The organism is Erwinia sp. L03-1, assembly GCF_058686115.1.
Map to the genome: position 1 here is coordinate 2,030,577 of NZ_CM178762.1, position 23,024 is coordinate 2,053,600.

Consider the following 23,024-nt stretch of genomic DNA (forward strand, 5'->3'; position numbering starts at 1 on the left):
ATGGAAGGGGAATAAGGATGAGTATAAGAAGCGAAATTATTGATGGTAATCTGGCACAAAGAAGTTCATACGGATTGATATATACGGAAGTATTGGGCTGGGTGGATCTCGGACATGCGCAGGGTACAGATATCCGAAATTTGTGGGCTCAAATGCTGCGAGGTGAACCCCAAAGCGGGGAAACTTATGATGTTACATATAAACAATCAATGGTTGGTCTTAAGCGTCGTCTGACGGTCGGTAAATCAATTACCTGGCGCCTCAAAAAAGGCCTGCCATATCATCAAAAACAAAGCATTGCTCTGGCCATGATGATGACAGTAGCCCGAAGATTTGAGGGGCTTCAGGGTTCTTTCCCTTTCAGCTGGGCTACTGATAGCGGATTCAGCGGTGAAGATCTGGTATCGGACCTGCTCGGCTTCTACCGAGTTATGTCGTGTATGAATAATGTGTTCAGCTACCTGAAACCGGTAAGCAAGGAAGAGGCTTCAAAACGGTGGGATCATTACGGGAAAATAGGCTCATGGAAAAATGAAACTTTTAAGCCGCTGCTATTCCCTGACCCTGCCCATTTTCCCAACAGTAGACCACACTTCGGGCAATTACCAAACTTCATGAAAACCATCACTCCTTATAACAGATGGAAATCTGAAGATGTCGGTATTATTGACCCTAATCGGGGCTTTATTCGTTTCGGCAGGGGAGAACCACGAGCATGAAGAAGTCAGTGAAGATTATGCTGGCCGTTCTGGTGGTATGCGTAATTAGTCTTTTGTATGGCTTACAATATCTCAGAATGGAATTTTCTGATGGTGCTGATTATACGGAGCAAGATAAGCGGGAATATAATTTTTATACTCCGGAATTGCTAAAAAATATGCCTCGCGTCAGTAACGCCTACCGCTTCCATTACAGCAATGTGTCCGGACCTAATCCGGCATTGATTTATCAGGCGATATTTTCCGGCACAACGGATCCAACCCAAATTGACTCCTACCTTGAGAAAAACGGGTATAAAAAAACAGGAACATGTAATAGGAATGAGGATTGCTGGATCGGCAAAGATTCGAATATCACAGTATCGGTGGGTGTTGATGAAAACCCAAACGCCATTCGTGTCGAGATGGTAGATAAGGCAGGATAAAATTGACGAGATTTGGCAGGGAATAGTGCAAGCCCGGTTGATACCGGGTTTCTTAAAGAAAGCTAAAAAACAAATCACTCCCACAGAACAAAATAAGAACTTTTCCAATAAAAAAATGACCCTGTAAATAATTCTGTGTAACTGCCACCATATTAAAGGTGACCGCTCAGGCGGTCACCGAACTCGATAATAAAACGACTCATTGCCAGCCGCCAGTTTCGGATCGGCATATTCCATTTTTTTGACGCATCCCTGATCGCCAGATAAATAACCTTCCGTACCGAGTCGTCTGTCGGGAACACTTTGCGTTTCTTTATCGCCTGACGGATCACGCTGTTTAGCGACTCGATCGCATTGGTGGTATAGATGGCTTTGCGGATATCGGGGGGATAGCCGAAGAACGTATTAAGATTTTCCCAGTGCGTGCGCCAGCTTTTGCTGATTTGCGGGTACTTCTCGTCCCAGACGTCTGCAAACTTATCCAGCGCCATCAGCGCCGCCTCTTCGGTCGCAGCCTGATACACCGTTTTCAGCCCGCCGGTGACTGCCTTGTAGTCTTTCCACGACACGTATTTCAGGCTGTTGCGCACCATATGGATGATGCACAGCTGGATATGCGTTTGGGGATAAACGCTGTTTATCGCATCCGGGAAGCCCTTCAGACCGTCCACGCAGGCAATCAGGATATCCTGAAGGCCCCGGTTTTTAAGCTCCGTCAGCACGCTGAGCCAGAACTTCGCGCCTTCATTTTCTGCCAGCCACATACCCAGCAGCTCTTTCTGGCCTTCGGTATTAATGCCCAGTGCGAGGAAGACGGCTTTATTAATCACGCTACCACCGTGGCGAACTTTTACAACAATACAGTCAAGATAAACAATGGGATAAAGTGCATCCAGGGGGCGATTCTGCCACTCTGTGACCTGCTCTTTAACCGCATCGGTGACTTTAGAAATCAGCGTGGGTGAAACATCCGCGTCGTACATCTCTTTGAAGGTGGCGACGATTTCTCGCGTGGTCATGCCTTTGGCGTACAGGGACAAAATCTGGCTGTCCATCTGGGTAATACGTGTCTGATTTTTCTTTATCAGTTGCGGTTCGAAGGAGTTTTCACGGTCACGCGGCGTGCTCAGCTCGATTTCGCCGTCGTCACACAGCACCGTTTTTGAAGAGTAGCCGTTGCGGGTATTTGAGCCTGATTTGGGGGCATTTTTCTCATGCCCGAGATGGTCAGTCAGTTCGGCATTGAGTGCCGTTTCCACGGTAAGCTTCGTCAGCATGCGGGAAAACGCATTGAGATCGGCTTCGGTTTTAAGGCCTTTAGCCAGTTCAGCCGCAAGGGCCCTGAGTTTCTTTTCGTCCATAAATTGCCTGTCTCCGTTGTTGGAGTGAAGATATCAAAAACAGGCAGATACACAATTTAAATTACAGGCTCAAAAAATCTGTTGAGCTCTTATCGTAGTTTTTTACATGATTGGACCTCAACCCCCCTTTGCTGAAGGATCAGCGGGAAAAAAACGACTCCAGCCAGTTGATATCTGTTTTGCTAAAGCTTTTAACGTCTCTTACAAATGGCCTATATTACAGCTATGAGTAAAGCCAACGCCCCGCCTCAGCAGATTCAATCAGCATATGAACTGTTAATGGCTCGGGCTGATTATCATCACTGCGCATAAATTTTGGCAAAATAGCATTAGGTAAAAAACGTACGCCCTCATTAGGAAAATACTTGCTGAAGTCGAAATTTTTCATATCAATCTGAAGTGAGGAAGCATACTCTTCAATGAAATCACTGGCCTCTTCAGGCAATACGCTTTTCTTACCTGTACTCAGGGATGCATCATCGGACATCACCCAAAAATATTTAGCAATCAGGTTGCGTACAACTTCAGCTTTATTCATACCGTCGTTATCCTCTTACCCCTGTGATTAATTTATATCGGTGAATAACATTCCGGGTAATGACAGAGAGATCGTAAGCTGTTATCGCAGCTCCAATCCACGGAACCCAGCGCCCAACGTAAGCTCCGACGCTGGTCGTATATGCCCACTCGCCACGTAACATTTTCTTCCAGGTAATTGTTCGCCGTGGCTTCTTAAATCTCTGACGAATATACATCCGGCTCATCATTGAAAGCGGACTTGTTCCCTTGGTCGCTTTTTCGGCGTCCAATTTCCCCCTGACAGGGATAACAGGAAAACTTGCTAATATTGAGGCAACAGCCACAATATCCGTGATTTCACTAAATCTTTTTCTGAATTCATCAAGTATTAACCAGAGCAAAAGCTCATCGCCATCAACGCTCATTCAATCGAAGAAATATTTTCCATTCAACTGCTCTACCGTATCCATACCTTTCCTCGCTATTCTCAATAAACAAGGTATCCTAACGCCTACTTATTACTCAGTCTATACTAAAGCAAAAATTTATATATCTTCCAGAATACTTCACCAGAATGACAAACACAAACGGGCTTAATCACCAGGACTTGTCGGCCATACAATATCCGGTGCGGCGGTACCAGCGGCCTGCACATACTTCATCCATACCTTTAGCGAAATCTTATCCGCATCGTTAATCATGTTGAGGCTGAGCTGCGTCTGCCGTGCCTGGGTAATACTGTTGGCCTCTGCGATACGCGCTGCCTTTTCGCTTTCTGCCGCTTTGAACGCTGCGGCCTGCCACCCTTAACCGACGGGGGGCGATAGTGCAGGCATTCGCAGGCAGGCCGACGCCCTGCGGTAAATATTCATCGCCTGCACCGGTAAATTCACCAGTCAGACCGTCAAAATTATAAGCCGTCAGTGTACCGGCCACCTTTGCCAGTCCGTTTTTATCCAGGGTGATTTTTGTCATTATGCTGTTCTCACGATGTAGTCAGAGGCGATGTTACGCGGCCGGGTTTCTGCGGCAGATCGGATTACCCGTCGCGTGATTGATGCCTTATCTCCGTAAGTGAAACCATCCCCGTAACTCAAACCGCCCATAGCGGCGGCGCATTACCCGGTTGCCGACCGGCGTAAACAAAATGTCGCGCACCGACTAGCGGATATGATCGGTATTATTCACCGGCCCGCCGGTGTCGCGGTTCATAGCGGTATGTTTCACGGTCATTACTGCGGCCCGCCGGACGAATCGCCGCCTAACTTCACGCCGCCGTATTTATGCGTATGCACGACCACGCCGTTAGAGGTAAAGCTGCCGCCGCTGTGCTAAATATTGCTCTGCATTGTCCCGCCCTGATTTACTTTTCAGCGTGGCGGTTTTCAGCAGGGCAGAGCATTCGACCTCGGGCGAGTCCAGAAGGATTTTTACCGTCGCCCGAATGGTTGCGGTCTGGATCCCGGTGGCTTTCAGCGCACCGCTGGCAGGCTCGTACTCAATCGCCGCGCCGTCAGGAAACGACCAGCGCAGCGCATCAGCAGACGCCGACGGGGCGGGGTTGTCGTCAGAGAACACGCCCGGCAGCAAAAAGCCGGGATCCAGCTCGCCGCCCAGGCATAAAACAAGCACCTGCTTGCCGACCAAAGGCTTATTCCATGAACGGGAGCGAGCGGCACGGGCGGTCAGCCAGTGCAGCTAGCGGATTGTGTTATTGCCTTCCTCCACTTGGCACAGCTCATCGTCAAGGTTAACGGCGGACACGGTGCCGATGCGGATCAGGTTGCGCAGCAGGCGCAGGATTTCTGGGATTTGTGTGTTCATGAAGTGAGGATGTATTAATAGGCGGTACTGAACAAATTTCTAAGGTTTGCCTATAGCTCATAGTACAAGCAAAAAAAATTGCTTTCAGATCTTTACCAAAGGTTAAAATTTGTTAATGTATTGTTCTACACAGCAGATAGAGAATATCGAGGGAAAAAGATGGAAGAGGTTGAATTTTTTAACAACGGTGAAGTAAGTGTCACCAGCGCTCGCTTTCGTGTTGGAGCTAGTACCTATGCTATGCAAGGAGTAACCTCTGTAAAACGAGGCCAAAAAGACGCAAACAAGCTTCCTGCTTTTTTAGTAGGTATTGTAGGTCTTTTTATGGCGTTCGGAGCTGATGCAAGCGGAGCAAAGTTGATTGGGGTTTTGCTTGTTATACTTTCAATTTTTATATTTAAGAAATTAAAGCCTGAATATAGTGTTTACCTCAATAGCTCATCAGGTGAAAGTCAGGCCTTACAAAGCAAAGACCGCTCATACATTGATAAAGTAATCGAAGCTTTAAATCAATCTATTATCCATCGAGGATAGATTTTAAGGGCATTCATTGCCCTTTTTAGAAATAATAAAATAACTAATTTAAATGGAGAAAACATGGAGTTACTCACCTTTCAACAAGCCATCATTGGCTCATCCAAACACAGAAGGCATGTATTACTGGGTAATGGATTTAGTATTGCATGTAAACCTGACACTTTTATGTATGGACGACTTTTTGAACAAGCCGACTTTTCAGAATTATCGACGTCAGCGAGGAAGGTTTTTGATGCTTTAGAGACAGAAGATTTTGAGAAGATAATTAATGTATTAAACAACTCAAGCCAAGTACTAAATATATATAACGGTACCACTAAAGAAAAAATTGATTTAATTACGGGTGATGCTGTTGCTTTAAAAGAGGTCTTAGTTCAAACTTTAGCTGCAAGCCATCCTTCTAACCCTAATGAATTAAGCAAAGAACAGTATCAACATTGTAAGATATTTTTAGGGAACTTCTCAAGAATATATACGCTGAATTATGATTTATTACTTTATTGGGTGTGCATGCACTGTGAAGAAGGTGAAGAGCCTTCTTGCGATGATGGTTTCAGGAAGCCGTATGAGAATTATGATGCACCTTATGTTACCTGGGAACCACAGAATTCGCATCAACAAAGCATGTTCTTTTTACATGGTGCACTACATCTTTTCGATGCTGGATATGAATTAAGAAAATTCACCTGGGTGAATACAAATGTACGATTGATTGATCAAGTCAGGAAAGCAATGGATGAAAATTTATTTCCTGTTTTTGTTTCAGAAGGAACAAGCAAAGAAAAAATTGAAAAAATAAGACATAATGACTACCTCGCAAAATCCTACCGCAGCTTCGTTGAAATATCAGGTGCTCTTTTTATATATGGCCATTCCTTGGCTGAAAACGATGAGCACTTCCTTACTAGTATTGAAAAAGGTAAGATCAAACAACTATATATTGGTATATATGGAGATCCTGATAGTAGTGCCAACAAAAAAATAATTCGCAGAGCGAGGAGAATGGAGTCAGTTAGAAAAAGGGGCACTCTTGAAGTATTCTTCTATGATGCAGGTACAGCTAAAGTCTGGGGATAAAAATCACTCTTATGACTAATATATTTAATATAAAAAATCATAAATAATTTTTTCGATACTTCCGATGTCGTCCTTTCCTAATCCAAGTAAAGGCCTTTCCTCATACCTTACAACTTTTCCCCCACGGGCTGGCCGGTCGCGCAGCCCGTAGTGATGCACGCGGGCCATGCGCTGCACGTTGCCGGTAAACTCCAACACGGCATCGTTAGCGGTGCCTTTCGCCTTCAGGTATTTGGCCGTGCGCAATCTGGCGAACATCTCCCGCTTAACCCGGCCTTTCTTTTTGCGTACCGGTGGCGCTTTGCGCGGCTTAAACGGCGTACCGTTCGGTGCCTGCTGGCGCTTAATATTCTGCTGCTGTCCGGCGCGCAGGCGCCTGGCAATGGTGCGCGCCATCTCTTTTCGCGCAGCCGGTGACAGGTTGCCAATCAGCGCGCCCAGCCGTTTGTCGAACGCTTCAAGCCCGTTCACAGCTCCAACCCTCTGATAAGCTCACCGCCTGCATAGAGCTGCACTGGCCGCGTTACATTATCCGGCTGCGGGTTTTCGCCCGCGTGGGTGAGGTGCAGCGCGCAGCCCTCCTGTTTCACAATCACGCGCTCGGTCAGCGGATTCGCTGACGCCGTGGCGCTGAAGCTCAGGATTTCCGTGCCGAGGCTCGCCGGGTCGTCGGTGACGGCGAGGCCAATCAGGTACGCCTCGCCGGTGTCGGCAAACTTCGGGTTCACCTCAATGGAGGTGTAGATTTTCTGCCGCGCCCGGGTCAGTTCGGCCAGCTCCGCCGTCGGGCTGATTTCGCCGTACAGCGCCAGTTTGCCCTTCAGCGGGCCGTCTTCGATTTCTTCCGCGCTCAGGGCGGTCACGTCGCCATAGCGGCGAAACGGACTGTCGGGGGTGTAACCCTTGATGTGCTCCATATTGATGCGCGCGCCGTACATGGACGGGTCGTAGTTCGCCGCCATCTGGGAAATCCAGTCGCGGGAAATCACGCGGCCATCGGTGGTTGCGCCTTCGGTGGCGATACGAAAACGCTTTGCTTTGAGTGCTGCCATTAACAGGCTCCGGTCAGTGGGTGGGTTCAGGTCGGGGCCAGTTTCCCCGCCATGACGTATCCGCTCAACGAAAGCCCGCCCGCTCAGCCGTGAGCAAACAGGGACAGCGGGCGCGGCACTATGCGCCCCGGTAGCCTTGTCGGCATGAACATACCAACCACCATCAGCGATCCGCGCCGTCAGGCCGCACTGCTTTACTGGCAGGGTTATTCCGTGCGCCAGATTGCGGAGACGCTCGGCCAGAAAACACCGACCGTGCAGAGCTGGAAGCTGCGCGACGCGTGGGAAGATATAGCGCCCATCAGTCGCGTTGAAGCCAGCATGGAGGCGCGGTTAATTCAGCTCATCATGAAAGAGGTCAAGGGCAACGGGGATTACAAGGAGATAGACGCGCTGGGCCGTCAGATTGAGCGGCTGGCCCGCGTGGAGCGCTACCGCAGCTCGGGCAACGAGGCGGATTTAAATCCCAGCGTGCGCAACCGCAATAAGGGCGAGCGCCAGCCGGTGATTAAGAACGTCTTCAGCGATGAGCAGACCGAAAAGCTCACCGGCCTGTTTATGGATAACTGCTTTGAGTACCAGCTTAACTGGCATAAGGCCGGGCTGGCGCACCGCATCCGCAATATCCTGAAGTCCCGCCAGATTGGCGCCACCTTCTACTTTGCCCGCGAGGCGCTGATTGATGCGCTGACCACCGGGCGCAACCAGATATTTTTATCCGCCAGTAAAGCTCAGGCGCACGTCTTTAAAAACTACATCATCGACTTTGCCCGGCAGGTTGACGTTGACCTGAAAGGCGATCCGATTGTGCTGCCGAACGGCGCCCGGCTGATTTTCCTGGGGACGAACGTGCGCACCGCGCAGAGCTACACCGGCAACCTGTATCTGGACGAGTATTTCTGGATCCCGAAATTCCAGGAGCTGCGCAAGGTTGCCAGCGGCATGTCCCTGCACAAGAAATGGCGCACCACCTATTTCTCCACGCCGTCGAGCCTGTCGCACAGCGCTTATCCGTTCTGATCGGGCGAGCTGTTCAATAAGGGACGCCGCAGCAAAAATGATCGCATTGAGCTGGATTTGTCGCATTCGCATCTGGCTAAGGGTGCGCTGTGCGGGGATGGTCAGTGGCGGCAGATTGTCACCGTTGAGGACGCGCTGACCGGCGGCTGTAACCTGTTTGACCTGGACCAGCTGTCACTGGAGTACAGCCCGCCGGAATACCAGAACCTCTTAATGTGTGAGTTTGTCGATGATGAGGCGAGCGTGTTCCCGTTCGCCGAGTTGCAGACCTGCATGATCGACAGCCTGGAAGAGTGGACCGACTTTAACCCCTACGCGCTGCGCCCGTTTGATTACCGCCCGGTATGGATAGGCTATGACCCCTCGCACACCGGCGACAGCGCGGGCTGTGCGGTGCTGGCCCCGCCGGTGGTGGCGGGCGGTAAGTTCCGCGTGCTGGAACATCACCAGTGGCGGGGGATGGACTTTGCCGCGCAGGCGAAATCCATTGAGGACTTAACCAAAAAGTATTGCGTGGAGTATATCGGCGTGGATGCGACCGGCATCGGCCAGGGCGTTTTTCAGCTGGTCAGGCAGTTTTACCCGGCGGCACGGGAGATCCGCTACTCGCCGGAAGTGAAAACCGGAATGGTGCTGAAGGCAAAAGACACCATCGGCAGCGGGCGGCTGGAGTACGACGCCGGGAGCACCGACATAACCCAATCCTTTATGGCTATTCGCAAAACCATGACCGCCAGCGGCAACCGCTCCACCTACGAGGCGAGCCGCAGCGAAGACGCCAGCCACGCGGACGTTGCCTGGGCAATCATGCACGCCCTGTTAAACGAACCGCTTACCGCTGCCAGCGGCAACGCTAACCCTTCAATTCTGGAATTCTACTGATGAGCAAACGCAGCCGTAAGGCATTCAAAGCAGCACCAACAGCACCGGCAGCGCCGCAGCAGGTTGAGGCATTTACCTTTGGCGAGCCGACGCCGGTAATGGATAAGCGCGATATTCTGGATTATGCCGAGTGTATCGGTAACGGGCGCTGGTATGAGCCGCCGGTAAGCTTTCACGGACTGGCTAAGAGCCTGCGCTCGGCGGTGCATCACAGCTCGCCGATTTACGTGAAACGCAATATTCTGGCCTCAACCTTTATCCCGCACCCGATGATGAGCCAGCAGGAGTTCAGCAAGTTTGCACTGGATTATCTGGTATTCGGGAATGCGTTTGCCGAGCTGCGCCGCAATGGCTTGGGCGAGCCCTGGCGGCTGGAAACCACCCCGGCGAAATTTACCCGTAAGGGCGTGAAAGAAGGGGAGTACTGGTTTGTGAATGACTGGAAGGAACCGCACCAGTTTACGCCCGGCAGCGTGTTCCACCTGATAGAGCCGGACATTAATCAGGAGCTGTACGGCCTGCCGGAATACCTCAGCGCCCTGAACTCTGCCTGGCTGAATGAAGCGGCCACGCTGTTTCGCCGCAAGTATTATCAGAACGGCGCGCACGCCGGTTACATCCTGTATATGACCGACGCGGCTCAGAGCAGCAGCGACGTTGACCGGATGCGTCAGGCGATGCGCGACACCAAAGGCCTGGGCAACTTCCGTAACCTGTTTATGTACGCGCCCAACGGCAAGCCGGACGGCATTAAGATCCTGCCGCTTAGTGAGGTAGCGACAAAGGATGATTTCTTTAACATCAAGAAGGCGAGCCGCGACGACCTGTTAAGTGCGCACCGCGTGCCGCCGCAGATGATGGGGATCATCCCGGATAACTCCGGCGGGTTCGGGGATGCGGTGAAGGCGTCGCAGGTGTTTGTGAGGAATGAGCTGACGCCGTTGCAGGAAAGGCTGAAGGAGATTAATCAATGGATGGGAGAAAATGTAATAAGATTCTCTCCATATACATTAATATAAAAAAAGGCATGCCGATAGCATGCCTACGCTCACTTTCATTATGTAAAAGATGTTATTTTATCGACTGCTTTCATTTTATAGAAGTGCAGATTCAATTTTTCAGACATTAACATTCTTTTTTTAAGTTTACTGGTTTGAGTTGAATTTAATGGGTTGCGAGTGCTGACGATTGCACCATGTTTTTTTTCACCACTATTTATTGTGACGGAACCAGACTTGATAGTTGAGATAATTTGACTCACTGCTTTTTCAACGTCACTTCCTTTTAATTCAACAAATAAATGCGATGTTTTTAACTCATGGATTATTTTAAGATAGTGATCACATCTTTCACCATGATTAATAACGCATCCGTCAATTAGTTTATGTAGTGTATCCCATTCATCTTTGTTGTCTAACGACAATTGGGTAGAGGTGCCCATGTCTGACAAAACGATGATTTTATTTTTTATTTCACCTTTGCATTTATTACACATGCTTCCTCCTACTCCATATCAGTCGAGCATTCCATCTCGATTAATTTGTCGAAAGTTTCAGAAAATAGAGATGATATTCTATCAATTTCATTGGCGTCTAATATCTTTAGCTCAGAATCCAATATTTCGGTAGTTTTACCGCCATTAACCATATATGCAGTTACCTCATCGAAATCGATAACCTGGGAATGCGGAATAATCTTGAAAAGCTCTTTAAGTGCCCCGTTGTTGTTATCTTTAAGGTGTTTAAGTGTATTGCCTGCCTGAATTAAATTGTTAAAGGCACTGAGTATATATGGACTGTGAGTAGTAATTGTATAGCTGCAATAACTCTCAGCTTGGTTATAAGCATTAGCGATTAGAGAAACAACTTTCGCCTGAGCCGATGGAAAAAGATGAGCCTCTGGTTCCTCAATGATGAAGCTTTTACCAATCTGAGATTGCATATAGGGCCAAGTAGACAACATAAGAGCCATTGGTAATGACTCTTGCTGCCCAGAACTGGAGTTATTCAAATTTATTCTTCTATTGGCGTGACGAATAAAATCCTCACCCTTCTCTGCCATATATTTCCCGCAAATAAGTTCTTCGACTAACTTATTTACATTAGAAGGAACAGTATCTCGCATAACCCGAGTAAAATAATCTTGGCCGAGTAGCTTTTTAGTTTGTTCATAGATGGAGCCGAATTCTGTTAAAAAATAATCAATCTCTATGCTACTAGATAGAAACGAGAATACATTTTTCTGTAAGTTAGAGAAAAAGGATCGGCCAGCAGGAATGTAATAAACAATTTCTAACTTAGTATCTCTTTCAGAAAACAACTCTGAAGACATGCATGCACGAAGCTCTTGTTCAAGACCTCTTTTTCGTTTTCTAATGCCTGTTTCAGCTAATGAACTCTCAAAGTTCTCATCTAAATCCTTACGTGTAATAGAGCGAAGTTTTGTTATGGTTTTGGTTAGCTCTTCCGAAAAAGTTATTTTCAAAGCACCTTTGCTGCTTTGAGTATGGCTCACTTCCACAGAGTAATGCTTATTACTATACTCGATGTAAAAATCGTCATTTATCCAATATTGTTGAGGGAATATTTTTATGAACTTAATTTTTTGTTCTTTGACAATATCCCTTTTGGTTTTTCCATCTGCGGAAGCTCGTAAAACCTCCATGGGGTAATCTTTAAAATATTTAATTAACTTCGCAATGACACTTTTGCCTTGAGCCTGAGGGCCAATAAAAATATTTATCTTTTTTAGGGGGATGTCAATTTTATTAATGCTAAGAAACTTTTCTATCTTAATGTTTTCCATAGGACCTCTTTGCACACTGTCTTTAATAAAGGTTTTCTTATCAGAAAACCATTCACTTACTAAGTGTTAATAAAAGTAAAAAAACATGAATTATTTATCGGCAGACAGTACGAATACTTTAATTTTTTTTAAGATTTAGTTGAGATCGTGACAATCAACTACGTCTTTGCTCACTGTAAATATACATGATAACACTTCACGCGCAATGCTATCCCCGCCACGCCTGCCCGCTTTAGTGACCGCTTTTAATGCAGGTGCAGGCACCCACGAAAAGGGCGCCAGTGCTGGCACCCTCAGGAGTTTTGCGCGTGAGTTTTTGAATGCAGATCCATGCACTCTGTGCATGCATGGCCCCTCAGTGCGATTTAAGCGTGATAAACCGGGCAGGGCGGTCAGTGCGAAAACCCGTATGTATGCATCCCGTGTAGACCCTCAGTGAGGATTATCACGCGCTGGGGCTGTGCGAGAATATACTCGTTTGCTTCGGCGGGAGTAATGGGATAGCCCGCTTCATTCGCCAGGCGCGCCATATCAGCCGTTACAATATGACGGTGACGGCCCACAATTTTTGTTGCTCCACGATAAGCAGAATAGAGGGCAGCATCTTTTTTAGTCATATCAGCCTCCGATATCCTGCTGCCAGATATCCTGAAGGATGTTGGTCAGCGTCTGCCGATCGGACTCTAACGTAAAGCCCGCCATTTCAAAGCCCGACGAACCAGCTACATGTACGCTGATTTTTGTTGCAGGAAAAACGGCGATAACCTGCCGGTGCAGCTCTGCCTCAAACGCCTGAATGGCCTCCTGGCTCAGGTTCTGTTCCCTGCTGATAGTGACATCTAAACGCATTTTAACCTCCGCACCCGTTATTCTGCTGCATAGAAAATTTCATCTTCTGCCTCAATTTGAGGCCCGGTATTTGCCAAATCGGCAATCAAAGTTAGCGCCAGTTCCAGATCAGACGGTTTGCAGTTGGCTATCAAAGACAGCTCAGCGATAAACCTCATGCCCGCGATTTTTTTGTGCATGGCACTAATTTCACTCCGTTGCATATTCCCCCCTTGTTAACTACTGTGTATTTATACAGTAACATAGTGTTTCCGTATTTAAAATGATATTTGCTATACGCATTCAGTAACTTCATCCGGCTGATTTAAATAGAGTAAATAGGCAACCGCTGAATTATTCTGGCGGTAAATAATATCGTTACGAGGGGGTCAGGGATTAACCCGTACACTCGTTATTGACTGTTTAATAAGCAGGATTTAGAAGCAGCGAGCTTAAATCTTGCTAATAAATCGTCGGCAGTGGGGCGGGCAGGCGCTCTGAACAGCTCGCCATTAGCGGCGCTTCTGCACCAGTCACCATTGATTTGCGTATTAACACCACGGATCAGACGCACGGCCAGGCCCCGGCTGATAGTTTCGCCAGTCATCTCCTGTATTTCTGTTATCACTCTGGTGCACGCTGCCTCTACTTTGTCAGCGCGTCTGAAGACTTGGGACGCTTTAACCGGCTGCTCTGCCCGGATTTTCGCCAGCTGCCGTCGCCGTTCCTTCCGGGTCATGCCGCCAGAAGCATAATCAGGGAAACTTTCCGGCACCAGCGGATCCTCAGATCCCGATCTCCCCGTACAGTTATTGACAGAACTCCGAGAGGACGCAGACGCGTCCTGAAAATCAATGGCCAGGTCAACGGCGCGCTTCGGCACAATCTTCCACTGTGCGAGACGTGTCAAAATTGGGGTGTCTTCACCCACGGTCGTGGCGTAAACGCCTTTGATGCGTAGCGTTTCCTCGCCGTATTCGTTGTAGTCTTCGCCCGGCTGGTACCAGGTGCGTACGGCCAGCTCGTCACGACGTACGAACGGGCCACCCTGGGCGTTGACATATTCAGCCCAGTTGCCCGCGTCTGCTGCATCGTGCGCAGCGGCAAACTCCACGCTAAGCCCGTGAGCCGTTTCACTGTCCGCCATACGGCGCAGCTCGCGATAGACCGTCACCGGCGCACCGCCGACAAACTGGAACTGGCGGATATGCCACCGCGCCGCCCAGGCTGAAACGGCGGGCGCGGTTTCTTTCAGCTCTTTGCCGCTTTCATCGTCCAGCTCACCGTCGAGCGCGTAGCCGTCGATGTTTTTAGAAATGTACTTGGCCACATAGCCGGTGGCACTTCCCTTGTCTGGATCAATCGCCTCGGCATGAAACCTTGCCTTTCTGGCTTTATCGGTGGTCAGCTCATGGCTGTCCTGCTGGTAAGCGTAATCCCGCATAATCTGGCGTACGCGCTGCACGTCCTCCGGGCGCATGAACATCAGCATATGCCAGTGAGGCGTCCCGTCATGATGAGGCTCGGCAACGCGAATACCAAAAATGCGGATATCTTCCCGGTGCAGTTTGGCCCGGACTTTCTGCCAGACATTACAGAGATAGCGCTGCGTCTCTGCCGGGCTGGCCCCTGACCATTTGCGGTTGCGATAGCCAGTTTTAATGGTGGCGTGGTAGCGGGACGGGGCGGTCAGCGTCAGAAAATCCCCGACATAGCCCAGTTCATTACAGATATTTTCAAAGCCACGGATGCGGGCCATCAGCTCACAGCGACGGATCGCCGGATTAGCCACGCTGCTGTCATACTTTTCAATCAGGCTGATGCGGTTACCTTCCTCGTCTTCCAGCTCCATGCTTTTGAGAAACTCACGTGTACGGCGCTTCTGCTCGCGCCATTCGATCACCGTCATTTTGCTGGCATAGGGAGAGTGTTTTTTGCTGACGTTGGCGAGAGCGATCTGAAGATGTTCGCGCCATGATGCAGCCACGCGGCGCAAACGGCCTTTCCACCATTTCTCAGTCTGCATACGCATAATCGCCGGAGTAACATCCTCCGGGCAGAACAGGCGTGAGGTGACTTTCTCCCACAGGGGCGGGGTCTGGTTCAGTTCACGGGTGATGGTGGCCGCTGTCATATAGATGCGGTGCGTGTACCGGTAATCTGATTCATCGCTGGCCTGGGCGTGCGCCTGCACCATTTCAGCCAGGATAAAGCTGGCGATATCACCGGCCAGCAAATCGACGTCCGCGCGGGCCATTTCAGGCAGGCGGTTAGGCACTGTTGCAAAGTTCACGATGATGTGGCCTTTTGTATTATTAAAAGACCTTACATTTCAAAGACCCGGCTCACCAGACGCATCTCGCCCAGGGGAGCACCATAATAAAATGTTGGGGCCTGACCTTTACGCAGTGCACGTATAACCTCAATACCTTTGATTGTGGCGTAAGCCGTCTTCATGGATTTAAACCCCAGCGTGGCGCCGATTATTCTTTTCAGCTTCCCGCGATCGCATTCAATCACGTCATTCCGGTACTTAATCTGTCGGTGTTCAACGTCAGGCGGACACCGGCCTTCACGTTTAAGCAGAGCGAGGGCCCGGCCATAGGTGGGCGCTTTATCCGTGTTGATGAATCGCGGGATCTGCCACTTCTTCACGTTGTTGAGGATTTTCCCCAGGAACCGACAGGCGGCTTTGCTGTTACGCCGTGGTGAAAGATAAAAATCGATGGTGCGTCCCCTGCTGTCGACGGCTCGGTAAAGATAAGCCCCCCACAGAATGATGTCACGCTGAAAATGCCGGCCTTTGAATAGGTTCATGCGCTGCTCCGCCAGCAAAAGGTGGCCATAATTTCATCACCTCCAGATTTTTGCAACAGTGCCCAATAGGTTGCTTACCAACTACCGTAAGGATATTTTTTCCCTTTGATAAAATCCTCGGTATCTTTTCCGTACTCATAGCCGTTAGAAAACCGCATTATTCCTTTGCAAGTATCTAATTTATCCCCTGATACGGTTTTCAGGACTGACGGGGTTACGCGGTAATTAGGCTCAGAACCACTTCCCTGTGACCAGACGGCCACTTTCCCCTCCGGGGCCAGACTAATTTGCACTCAGGGCTTGAGGTCCAATCATGTAAAAAACCACGCTAGTGAATTAAATTACTGATATATAAAAATTTCCTTTTGTTTTGACGGTTTGAATGATCTAAGCCAACGTCAGGTTCACTTAATCAGAATAAAATACGATCTTTATCAAACAAAAGGATATATAGATGCCAATCCCTGCTAACATGTGGCTCAAGGACGACGGAGGTGCAGACATTAAAGGGTCTGTTGATGTTCAGGATCGTGAAGGCAGCATTGAAATTATCGGTTTATCCCACGGCTTAACGCAGCCAGTTGATGCTGCGAGCGGTAAAATCACCGGTACCCGCCAGCATTCATCTATGATGCTGGAAAAAGAAATTGATAGTTCTTCTCCATATATCAATCGTGCAGCTGCTACAGGGCAGGCGCTGCAAAGCGCTGAAATCCGTTTTTATAAAATCAATGATGCGGGGCAAGAGGTTTGCTATTACATTATACTTCTGGAAAACGTTAAGGTAACGAGTGTAAACACCTCTATTCCTAACACGAAGCTATCCAGTTCACAGCTAAACCATGTAGAACACATCAGCCTCAATTACGAAAAAATCACTTGGCACTACGTAGACGGTAACGTGAAATTTGCCGATGCGTGGAACGAGCGAAAAACTGTATGAAAAAACATGCAGCTATCGGCGTATTTTTCCGATTATTCGAATTGTGGCTATGTAGCCGACCATGGCGAATGCTAGCGAGCAAATAACCCAAGCCAGCACCCATAAATCATCAAAGTTTTCCTGGCTTACATTCCCATCCAGCCACTCTGCAAAATGTTGTGTAGTTTCGAGGCTGATAAACTTAGCAGGATCTATTAATCTCGCCCCGATGTAGCACAACAGCACAAACCAAACCAGATGGGCAATTCTACGAGCAAATGTTATAGCCATTACAGAAAACCTCGATCATGCCGTAGGCCATAAGGTCTTTTATGCACGGGACATGAATCTGCGGGGTATTGATCAGGGCATTGCGGAGTGTGCGGAAATCAGCGTTACTAACAAGTGTTATACAGCCGTCTGATAAAACGCCCGGATGTAGCCTGAAATGCTCGCGTTTGACTCCTTCTATCCATGTAGAATCATCAATACTCCAGTCATTAGGGTAAAGCGCGAACCATTCTGAACGGGCGAACTCCGCGCCGCTATGGTATTTGTTGTAAGTGTCTTTAAAAAAAGCAATTATTTTCGAAACGGGGCCACCGCTGCCTCGTCCTACGATCCAATATCGCCCCTCGGGGATTGGACCATCTCCCGGATGTTTCCCACAACCGCCCCGGTTTTTATAAGCACCATTGCCGGAGAATGCCATGAATGTACCTACGCCGGGAAAAGATAATGGCGCTATATCTGCTCCGTTGAGTAAAAACTTTCCATTTAAAGCCACTGAAGTTCCTTGATATTTTTTATATTCGCCTATGGTAGCGCCAACTACGAAACAATAGATTGAACTACAGCAAGGAATTTTTCATTATTCTGCTTGCTCGAAAGAGCCTTATGGCAGAAGAACATACCTTTTTTTCAGCCGAAAATACGTGGCGCGGAATATACCCGTTTTCGGCACTGTTGCAAAAATCTGGAGGTGATAAAATTATGGCCACCTTTTGCTGACGGAGCAGGGCATGAACCTATTCAAAGGCCGGCATTTTCAGCGTGACATCATTTTGTGGGCGGTACGCTGGTACTGCAAATACGGCATCAGCTACCTTCCATTTTTTTGAAGCATCCCCGATCGCCAGATAAATGACTTTCCGCACCGAGTCATCCGTCGGGAACACCTTGCGTTTCTTTATTGCCAGACGGATCACGCTGTTCAATTGAGCAATTTAATAAAACACTACGAACAGAAATACTTGATATGTATCTGTTCAGAACGCTGTCAGAAGTCCGCGTGCTAACAGAAGAATGGCGTACAGAATATAACGAAGAACGCCCGCATAGCTCACTGGGTGATATACCACCTGTTATCTATGCGAGGGAAAAACTGGCCGGAGATCCTCATTGTCGGTGGTACTAAAAACCGGAGGGACTACAAGCAGGCAGGTACAGAGTTTGAGCGAGCAATTAAGTCGCTTGAGCCGGTAGTGCAGCAGCAAGAGTAAGAGGTGACGACAGCGCGTGTCCGGGTGGTGCAGGAGCAGTGCCAGAAGGAACTGCTCAAAGAGAGGAAATGTCCGGGACTATCTTTCGATTTGTAAGTAAAAGCCCACATGGGATGGGCTTTTGATCAACATTAAAAGCGGATGTTAGGTATGAAAAATCCACCAGGATACATAATATTTGATGGTGTCCCTGGCTTCCAGCAGGTATTTGCTGCATCTATCCACGAACCCATATCCTTTCCGCGAAGGTCTATGATATTTGTTGATCCCCCAAATCCATTTAGATTCATTGCACCAGAAACGCATTCAGCTTCTTTCTTTTCTAACAGTTCCATTTATTAATCTCCTTTATTTACAACCATGCTTCTTGATGTTACCAATAAACTTCCCTAAGGATTCTTGCCTAAGGATGTCACCACTTAATATTGTTACATTTAGGTCACCGTATTCATCTTTTAATTTTATTTTTTCTGGTTCTTTATTTTCCCAAAGGCCACATGCGGAATATGCCTTACCTTCTGGTGTGGATTCAGGGCTTTCCATGACGTTTTTAAAAATTGATACTGAATTGGTATTTTTCAGTACTTTTTCGTATATTATTTGTTGTGGCATTTTTTTTGCCACAAATCCATTAAGTCCAATAGAAAAAAAATTAACGGTTGATAATTCCTTTTCTATTTCTGTATCGTTTTGAACTGATGCTTTTGTTGACCAAGCGATCCCAAGAAAAAATAAAAATAGTGTTTTCCATTTCATTTAATACTCCAACTTTTACGTTGAATATAACAGCTTTAATGGTCGCCATTTGTGAAATTGGTCACAATAATTTTTTTAACTTCAATGAGTTTTTTCTTGATATGGCGGAAAGGTAACACTAGTCTCTTGGGCTGCAAACAAAAAAACCACCGCTACCAACGGTGGTCTGTTTGCCGGAATTCAGAGCTACCAACTCTTAGTTCCGAAGGTAACTGGGTATACGAGACCGCAGATACCAAAACTCTTCTGCCAGTGTCGCCGCAGTCAGGCTCTACTTCAAGACCTTCTAAATATCTCTCTCGTATACCTCAGTTACCAATGGCTACAGCCAATGGCGATTTGATGTGCCTGTAAGGGTTGGACTCAAGACGATAGTTACCTTAAATGGCGCGGTAGTCGAACTGAACGGGGGGGCGTGCATACAGTCCAGCTTGCAGCGAACGGCACTGTTGCAAAAATCTGGAGGTGATAAAATTATGGCCACCTTTTGCTGACGGAGCAGCGCATGAACCCATTCAAAGGCCGGCATTTTCAGCGTGACATCATTCTGTGGGGGTACGCTGGTACTGCAAATACGGCATCAGCCACCCTGAGCTGCAGGAGATGCTGGCTGAGCGTGGTGTGAATGCCGATCACTGCACTATTTACCGCTGGGTTCAGCGTTATGCGCCTGAAATGGAAAAACGACTGCGCTGGTACTGGCGTACCCTTCCGATGTCAACCCGTGGCACATTGATTAAACGTACGTGAAGCTCAATGGTCGCTGGGCTTATCTTTACCGGGCCCTCGCTCTGTTTAAACGTGAAGGGCGGTGTCCGCCTGACGTTGAACACCGACGGATTAAGTACCGGAATAACGTCATTGAATGCGATCGCGGGAAGCTGAAAAGAATAATCAGCGCCACGCTGGGATTTAAATCCATGAAGACGGCTTACGCCACAATCAAAGGTATCGAGGTTATGCGTGCACTGCGTAAAGGTCAGGCCTCAACATTTTATTATGGTGCTCCCCTGGGTGAGATGCGTCTGGTGAGCCGGGTCTTTGAAACGTAGGGTCTTTCAATAATACAATAGGCCACCTCATCGTGAACTTTGCAACAGTGCCCCTGCTTTTGCAGGCGATGATCATTTACCCACCCAGCTAACATGTCAGCACAATCCGCCGCATTTACCTCAGATTTAAGACTATAGTCAACGAATTTCCGATTATTCCGCACGAAATATGCGCTTTCTCTTGTTAATCGTGCGTCAAGGCTCTACCCTCAGGAGGCAAGACCGATACACGACAATTGCGTCCGTACGTAATGGCCTGGAGCCAACCTGATGAAAAGTGACAAAGAAATTTCGATTGACCAGTTTACCGATGCCGAGAAAGAGCTGGTTCAAGCCAAAGTGAAGCATCTGACGCTTAAACTGGCGCATATCGCCAGCAAGAAAGAGGAAAAAGAGATCCTGAAGGAAGCTAAGCGTTTGGTGATGAAAGATCGCGTAGTGAAGGAGACAACCAAAGCGGTTATCGCCAGCAAGCCTCGCAAGCCTGCCTCTGCGAAAGAGAGTGAGATTAAAGAGTATAACTGGTCGGCGTCGCTGCGCAAAAACCCGCGGGCCCTGAAAGCCAGGTAATCCCGTTATCGTTGCGTCAGGCGTGAATCATATTGATTCACCGCTGACGCTGCCCCTGGCTTTATCCCACAATAATCAGGTGCACCAGTCTCGCCAGCCCCTCAATCACCAGCACGCTCCCCACGGTAATGACCGCCAGCAGGCAATAAAACTGTTTACGGCTGCTCATAAGCTCATACTACCCTCGTCGGTAAACTGCCTACACTGTAGGAGGTTAATCTTAAACATACAGTCAATAATTTCCGGAAATGTTTGGGCGGTCTCATTATGATCTATCAGTCTCTTAACGGTGAAAGCTGGCGACATATCTATATCGTCGGCGACCTGCACGGCTGTCGGCAACTGCTGGATCAAAGGTTGCGTGAGGTGAATTTTGATTATTCTCAGGACCTGCTGGTCGCCGTCGGCGATCTGATCGACCGGGGGCCGGACAGTCTCGGCTGCCTGACGCTGTTGACTGAGCCGTGGTTTCGCAGCGTAAGGGGTAATCATGAAGAAATGGCGATCGCTGCGCTGACCGTCGGACAGCACAGTTCGTGGATTCGAAACGGTGGCGACTGGTTTTATGAGCTGAGCGGGCCGGGCATGATCGAGGCAAAGCATGCGCTGAGCCAGTGCCGCCTGCTGCCGCTGATCCTGCATATCGTGCAGGGCAGCCGCATTGTCGTGGTCGCTCATGCCGATTACCCCGCCGCCGTTTACGCCTGGGGGGCCGCGGTGGATACCACCGACGTGGTCTGGAGCAGGACCCGTCTTGAACGCCTGCAAAACGGAACGGGTGCGGAGATCCGTGGGGCGGATGCCTTTTATTTTGGTCATACGCCCCTTGATACGCCGCTTCACGCTTTCAATCAGCACTATATAGATACCGGTGCTGTTTTTGGTCACTCGCTGACGCTGGCGCAGATACAGTAAGCCATCAGGATGAGAAAAGTTTTCCGTCGCGCACCAGATCGCGCGGATAATTATTTTTTATCCGGCTTCCCACCTTTTTAGCTATGCCGACAGGCTGATGCTGGCAGGTGACCAGAATTTCACTTCCCGGCAGGTCCCGTTCCGGGTAGATATCCCGTCCTCTGTACCACTCTTCGGCCTCGGCAAGCGTCAGTTCGAAGCGGTTGGTAGCCTGCGGGTCCGCCAGCGCAATCACGGCTTCATGCTGCCAGCGCCAGCCTTTAGGGAAGGTTTCTGCCAGCCTGATGCCGATACGTGAAAACCGCACTTTGCCCAGCAGAGATTCTATTGCCTGCGGAAAGAGCCACAGCTCCTTATCGCGCTGCCACAGGCTGTGTGTCGCACTGTTCCATACCAGTCCCGCTTTTGCTGCTGCCGCGCTGATCTCCTGCTGCTCCCGGTTTTTGACCGGGGAGAAGGGGAGTTTGCCAACTTTATAGCCCGGCGCGGGCATTGGCGGAACGCTTTGCAGCTTGCGCAGGCGCGCCACAAAAAAGCCTTCACTGTCGAAAAGCTGTGGGAAGACGTGCAGAAAACCCTCCGGCGTAGCGGCGCGCTCTGCGCCCGCGAACAGCCCGTTGAGCGGCTCAATCGCCACCGCGTCAGGATATCTGGCCATCAGCCAGGCGATGACCTGCTGGTTTTCACTCTGGTTCAATGTGCAGGTGGAATAGACCAGCGTGCCGCCCGGACGCAGCGTATGGAAAGCGCTGTCGATTAAATCGTACTGGGTGGCAGCAATGTCAGCCGTGCTTTCGGGCGACCAGTTGCGCAGCGCATCTGCATCCTTACGGATAACACCTTCACCCGAGCAGGGCGCGTCCAGCAGTACCGCGTCGAAGCTTTCAGGCAGGGCCGGGCCGTATACGCGACCGTCAAAATGGGCAATCGCGGTATTGCTGACGCCGCAGCGGCTGAGGTTGGCATGCAGCACCTTCACCCGGCTGGCAGAGTACTCGTTGGCCAGCACGGCACCCCGGTTACCCATGCGGGCGGCAATCTGCGTGGTTTTGGAGCCGGGCGCAGCGGCAACGTCCATCACCCGCTCGGGCTCCGGCATGCCGTCAAACAGCGCGGTGACCGGCAACATTGAGCTGGCTTCCTGAATGTAGAACAGGCCAGCGAGATGTTCCGCCGTGCTGCCCAGCGGCAGGGCATCGGCGTCTTCCCGTGCGATCCAAAAACCTTCTTTACACCAGGGAATGGGCGTCAGTGCCCAGCGGTACGGTTCAACCAGCAGCAGAAATGCCTCGACGGTGATTTTTAACGTATTGACGCGAATGCTACGACGCAGCGGCTGCTGGCTGATAGCGATAAAGCGCTCATAATCCGCTGCATCGGGCAGCAGGGTGCGCATCTGGTCGAGAAATGACTCGGGGAAATAGACTCGGGAGGATTGGGA

25 protein-coding genes and 7 pseudogenes are annotated in these 23,024 nt (G+C 49.2%); 12 read left to right on the forward strand and 20 right to left on the reverse strand.

The window, feature by feature from the left end; genetic code table 11:
* Positions 1–17 precede the first annotated feature (17 nt).
* Positions 18–719, forward strand: coding sequence for a hypothetical protein (locus tag AC4PCC_RS09385; protein WP_492127198.1), 702 nt, complete (start codon positions 18–20; stop codon positions 717–719).
* Entirely contained in the window at positions 716–1,144 is a 429-nt protein-coding gene (locus AC4PCC_RS09390; protein ID WP_492127199.1) for a hypothetical protein, read from the forward strand. The genes AC4PCC_RS09385 and AC4PCC_RS09390 overlap by 4 nt, the downstream gene beginning before the upstream one ends.
* Positions 1,145–1,296: 152 nt before the next feature.
* Here AC4PCC_RS09390 and AC4PCC_RS09395 read toward each other — a convergent pair whose 3' ends face one another.
* The 6 genes and pseudogenes from AC4PCC_RS09395 to AC4PCC_RS09420 all read right to left on the reverse strand — a co-directional run bounded on the left by AC4PCC_RS09395 (position 1,297) and on the right by AC4PCC_RS09420 (position 4,848).
* Positions 1,297–2,505 carry an IS256 family transposase gene (locus AC4PCC_RS09395; protein WP_492126739.1) on the reverse strand — a complete coding sequence of 403 codons (1,209 nt, stop codon included), beginning with the start codon at positions 2,503–2,505 and terminating at the stop codon, positions 1,297–1,299.
* A gap of 223 nt (positions 2,506–2,728) precedes the next feature.
* Entirely contained in the window at positions 2,729–3,043 is a 315-nt protein-coding gene (locus tag AC4PCC_RS09400; RefSeq protein ID WP_067701203.1) for a DUF1493 family protein, read from the reverse strand.
* Between the two features lie 7 nt (positions 3,044–3,050).
* Entirely contained in the window at positions 3,051–3,449 is a 399-nt protein-coding gene (locus AC4PCC_RS09405; RefSeq protein ID WP_492127200.1) for an STM2901 family protein, read from the reverse strand.
* Between the two features lie 168 nt (positions 3,450–3,617).
* The gene (locus AC4PCC_RS09410) at positions 3,618–3,779 is read right to left on the reverse strand and encodes a tail fiber assembly protein (RefSeq protein ID WP_492127483.1); all 162 of its coding nucleotides are present in this window, start codon (positions 3,777–3,779) and stop codon (positions 3,618–3,620) included.
* The gene (locus tag AC4PCC_RS09415; RefSeq protein WP_492127201.1) at positions 3,718–3,999 is read right to left on the reverse strand and encodes a hypothetical protein; all 282 of its coding nucleotides are present in this window, start codon (positions 3,997–3,999) and stop codon (positions 3,718–3,720) included. Before AC4PCC_RS09415 ends, AC4PCC_RS09410 begins: the two co-directional genes overlap by 62 nt.
* A gap of 257 nt (positions 4,000–4,256) precedes the next feature.
* Positions 4,257–4,848: pseudogene (locus tag AC4PCC_RS09420) on the reverse strand (phage baseplate assembly protein V).
* A 159-nt stretch (positions 4,849–5,007) separates the two neighbouring features.
* Between AC4PCC_RS09420 and AC4PCC_RS09425 the strand changes: the two are divergent.
* Together AC4PCC_RS09425 and AC4PCC_RS09430 are read left to right on the forward strand one after the other, a co-directional pair.
* A complete protein-coding gene (locus AC4PCC_RS09425) occupies positions 5,008–5,382 on the forward strand; it encodes a DUF6232 family protein (RefSeq protein ID WP_492127202.1) in 375 nt (124 codons plus the stop codon).
* 63 nt (positions 5,383–5,445) lie between these two features.
* Positions 5,446–6,462 (forward strand): DUF4917 family protein, encoded by a 1,017-nt coding sequence (locus AC4PCC_RS09430; protein WP_492127203.1) that lies wholly within the window; start codon positions 5,446–5,448, stop codon positions 6,460–6,462.
* 24 nt (positions 6,463–6,486) lie between these two features.
* On the opposite strand, the gene AC4PCC_RS09435 is transcribed toward AC4PCC_RS09430, so the two are convergent.
* Together AC4PCC_RS09435 and AC4PCC_RS09440 are read right to left on the reverse strand one after the other, a co-directional pair.
* A complete protein-coding gene (locus tag AC4PCC_RS09435) occupies positions 6,487–6,933 on the reverse strand; it encodes a phage virion morphogenesis protein (protein WP_492127204.1) in 447 nt (148 codons plus the stop codon).
* 125 nt (positions 6,934–7,058) lie between these two features.
* Positions 7,059–7,514, reverse strand: a pseudogene (locus tag AC4PCC_RS09440) (GPO family capsid scaffolding protein); the annotation flags it as partial.
* A 144-nt stretch (positions 7,515–7,658) separates the two neighbouring features.
* On the opposite strand from AC4PCC_RS09440, the pseudogene AC4PCC_RS09445 reads away from it, so the two are divergent.
* Positions 7,659–9,416: pseudogene (locus AC4PCC_RS09445) on the forward strand (terminase ATPase subunit family protein).
* Entirely contained in the window at positions 9,416–10,435 is a 1,020-nt protein-coding gene (locus AC4PCC_RS09450) for a phage portal protein (RefSeq protein WP_492127205.1), read from the forward strand. The pseudogene AC4PCC_RS09445 and the gene AC4PCC_RS09450 overlap by 1 nt, the downstream one beginning before the upstream one ends.
* A gap of 38 nt (positions 10,436–10,473) precedes the next feature.
* Here AC4PCC_RS09450 and AC4PCC_RS09455 read toward each other — a convergent pair whose 3' ends face one another.
* From AC4PCC_RS09455 to AC4PCC_RS09490, 8 genes and pseudogenes are all read right to left on the reverse strand, one after another.
* Positions 10,474–10,911: a hypothetical protein gene (locus AC4PCC_RS09455; RefSeq protein ID WP_492127206.1), complete on the reverse strand. Its 438-nt coding sequence runs from the start codon at positions 10,909–10,911 to the stop codon at positions 10,474–10,476.
* Between the two features lie 8 nt (positions 10,912–10,919).
* Positions 10,920–12,221, reverse strand: coding sequence for an AAA family ATPase (locus AC4PCC_RS09460; RefSeq protein ID WP_492127207.1), 1,302 nt, complete (start codon positions 12,219–12,221; stop codon positions 10,920–10,922).
* A gap of 392 nt (positions 12,222–12,613) precedes the next feature.
* Positions 12,614–12,838, reverse strand: a complete 225-nt coding sequence (locus AC4PCC_RS09465; protein ID WP_492127208.1) for a hypothetical protein — start codon at positions 12,836–12,838, stop codon at positions 12,614–12,616.
* Position 12,839: 1 nt separating this feature from the next.
* Positions 12,840–13,070 (reverse strand): DinI-like family protein, encoded by a 231-nt coding sequence (locus tag AC4PCC_RS09470; RefSeq protein ID WP_492127209.1) that lies wholly within the window; start codon positions 13,068–13,070, stop codon positions 12,840–12,842.
* Between the two features lie 17 nt (positions 13,071–13,087).
* Positions 13,088–13,273 (reverse strand): hypothetical protein, encoded by a 186-nt coding sequence (locus tag AC4PCC_RS09475; RefSeq protein WP_416250440.1) that lies wholly within the window; start codon positions 13,271–13,273, stop codon positions 13,088–13,090.
* Positions 13,274–13,461: 188 nt separating this feature from the next.
* Positions 13,462–15,342 carry a replication endonuclease gene (locus AC4PCC_RS09480; protein ID WP_492127210.1) on the reverse strand — a complete coding sequence of 627 codons (1,881 nt, stop codon included), beginning with the start codon at positions 15,340–15,342 and terminating at the stop codon, positions 13,462–13,464.
* Positions 15,343–15,374: 32 nt separating this feature from the next.
* Complete coding sequence (locus AC4PCC_RS09485; RefSeq protein ID WP_492127211.1) at positions 15,375–15,866, reverse strand: DDE-type integrase/transposase/recombinase; 492 nt, start codon at positions 15,864–15,866, stop codon at positions 15,375–15,377.
* Between the two features lie 74 nt (positions 15,867–15,940).
* Positions 15,941–16,159: pseudogene (locus AC4PCC_RS09490) on the reverse strand (DUF2931 family protein); the annotation flags it as partial.
* Between the two features lie 161 nt (positions 16,160–16,320).
* Between AC4PCC_RS09490 and AC4PCC_RS09495 the strand changes: the two are divergent.
* A complete protein-coding gene (locus AC4PCC_RS09495; protein WP_492127212.1) occupies positions 16,321–16,809 on the forward strand; it encodes an Hcp family type VI secretion system effector in 489 nt (162 codons plus the stop codon).
* 247 nt (positions 16,810–17,056) lie between these two features.
* Here the strand turns inward: AC4PCC_RS09495 and AC4PCC_RS09500 are convergent, their stop codons facing one another.
* Complete coding sequence (locus AC4PCC_RS09500; protein WP_492127213.1) at positions 17,057–17,575, reverse strand: DUF2778 domain-containing protein; 519 nt, start codon at positions 17,573–17,575, stop codon at positions 17,057–17,059.
* A 235-nt stretch (positions 17,576–17,810) separates the two neighbouring features.
* Here AC4PCC_RS09500 and AC4PCC_RS09505 point away from each other — a divergent pair.
* Together AC4PCC_RS09505 and AC4PCC_RS09510 are read left to right on the forward strand one after the other, a co-directional pair.
* Positions 17,811–17,894 (forward strand): annotated as a pseudogene (locus AC4PCC_RS09505) (IS6 family transposase); the annotation flags it as partial.
* 110 nt (positions 17,895–18,004) lie between these two features.
* A pseudogene (locus AC4PCC_RS09510) lies at positions 18,005–18,205 on the forward strand (integrase core domain-containing protein); the annotation flags it as partial.
* Between the two features lie 216 nt (positions 18,206–18,421).
* Here the strand turns inward: AC4PCC_RS09510 and AC4PCC_RS09515 are convergent.
* The gene (locus tag AC4PCC_RS09515; RefSeq protein WP_492127214.1) at positions 18,422–18,625 is read right to left on the reverse strand and encodes a hypothetical protein; all 204 of its coding nucleotides are present in this window, start codon (positions 18,623–18,625) and stop codon (positions 18,422–18,424) included.
* 13 nt (positions 18,626–18,638) lie between these two features.
* On the reverse strand, positions 18,639–19,046 hold the full coding sequence (gene mchS3, locus AC4PCC_RS09520) for an MchS3 family protein (RefSeq protein ID WP_492127215.1): 408 nt from the start codon (positions 19,044–19,046) through the stop codon (positions 18,639–18,641).
* Positions 19,047–19,551: 505 nt separating this feature from the next.
* On the opposite strand from mchS3, the pseudogene AC4PCC_RS09525 reads away from it, so the two are divergent.
* From AC4PCC_RS09525 to AC4PCC_RS09535, 3 genes and pseudogenes are all read left to right on the forward strand, one after another.
* Positions 19,552–20,098, forward strand: a pseudogene (locus AC4PCC_RS09525) (IS6 family transposase).
* A gap of 270 nt (positions 20,099–20,368) precedes the next feature.
* Positions 20,369–20,668 (forward strand): DUF3811 domain-containing protein, encoded by a 300-nt coding sequence (yjbD, locus tag AC4PCC_RS09530; protein ID WP_067701214.1) that lies wholly within the window; start codon positions 20,369–20,371, stop codon positions 20,666–20,668.
* A gap of 267 nt (positions 20,669–20,935) precedes the next feature.
* The gene (locus tag AC4PCC_RS09535; protein ID WP_492127216.1) at positions 20,936–21,583 is read left to right on the forward strand and encodes a metallophosphoesterase; all 648 of its coding nucleotides are present in this window, start codon (positions 20,936–20,938) and stop codon (positions 21,581–21,583) included.
* Positions 21,584–21,587: 4 nt separating this feature from the next.
* Here the strand turns inward: AC4PCC_RS09535 and rsmF are convergent, their stop codons facing one another.
* A complete protein-coding gene (gene rsmF, locus AC4PCC_RS09540; protein ID WP_492127484.1) occupies positions 21,588–22,979 on the reverse strand; it encodes a 16S rRNA (cytosine(1407)-C(5))-methyltransferase RsmF in 1,392 nt (463 codons plus the stop codon).
* Positions 22,980–23,024 lie beyond the last annotated feature (45 nt).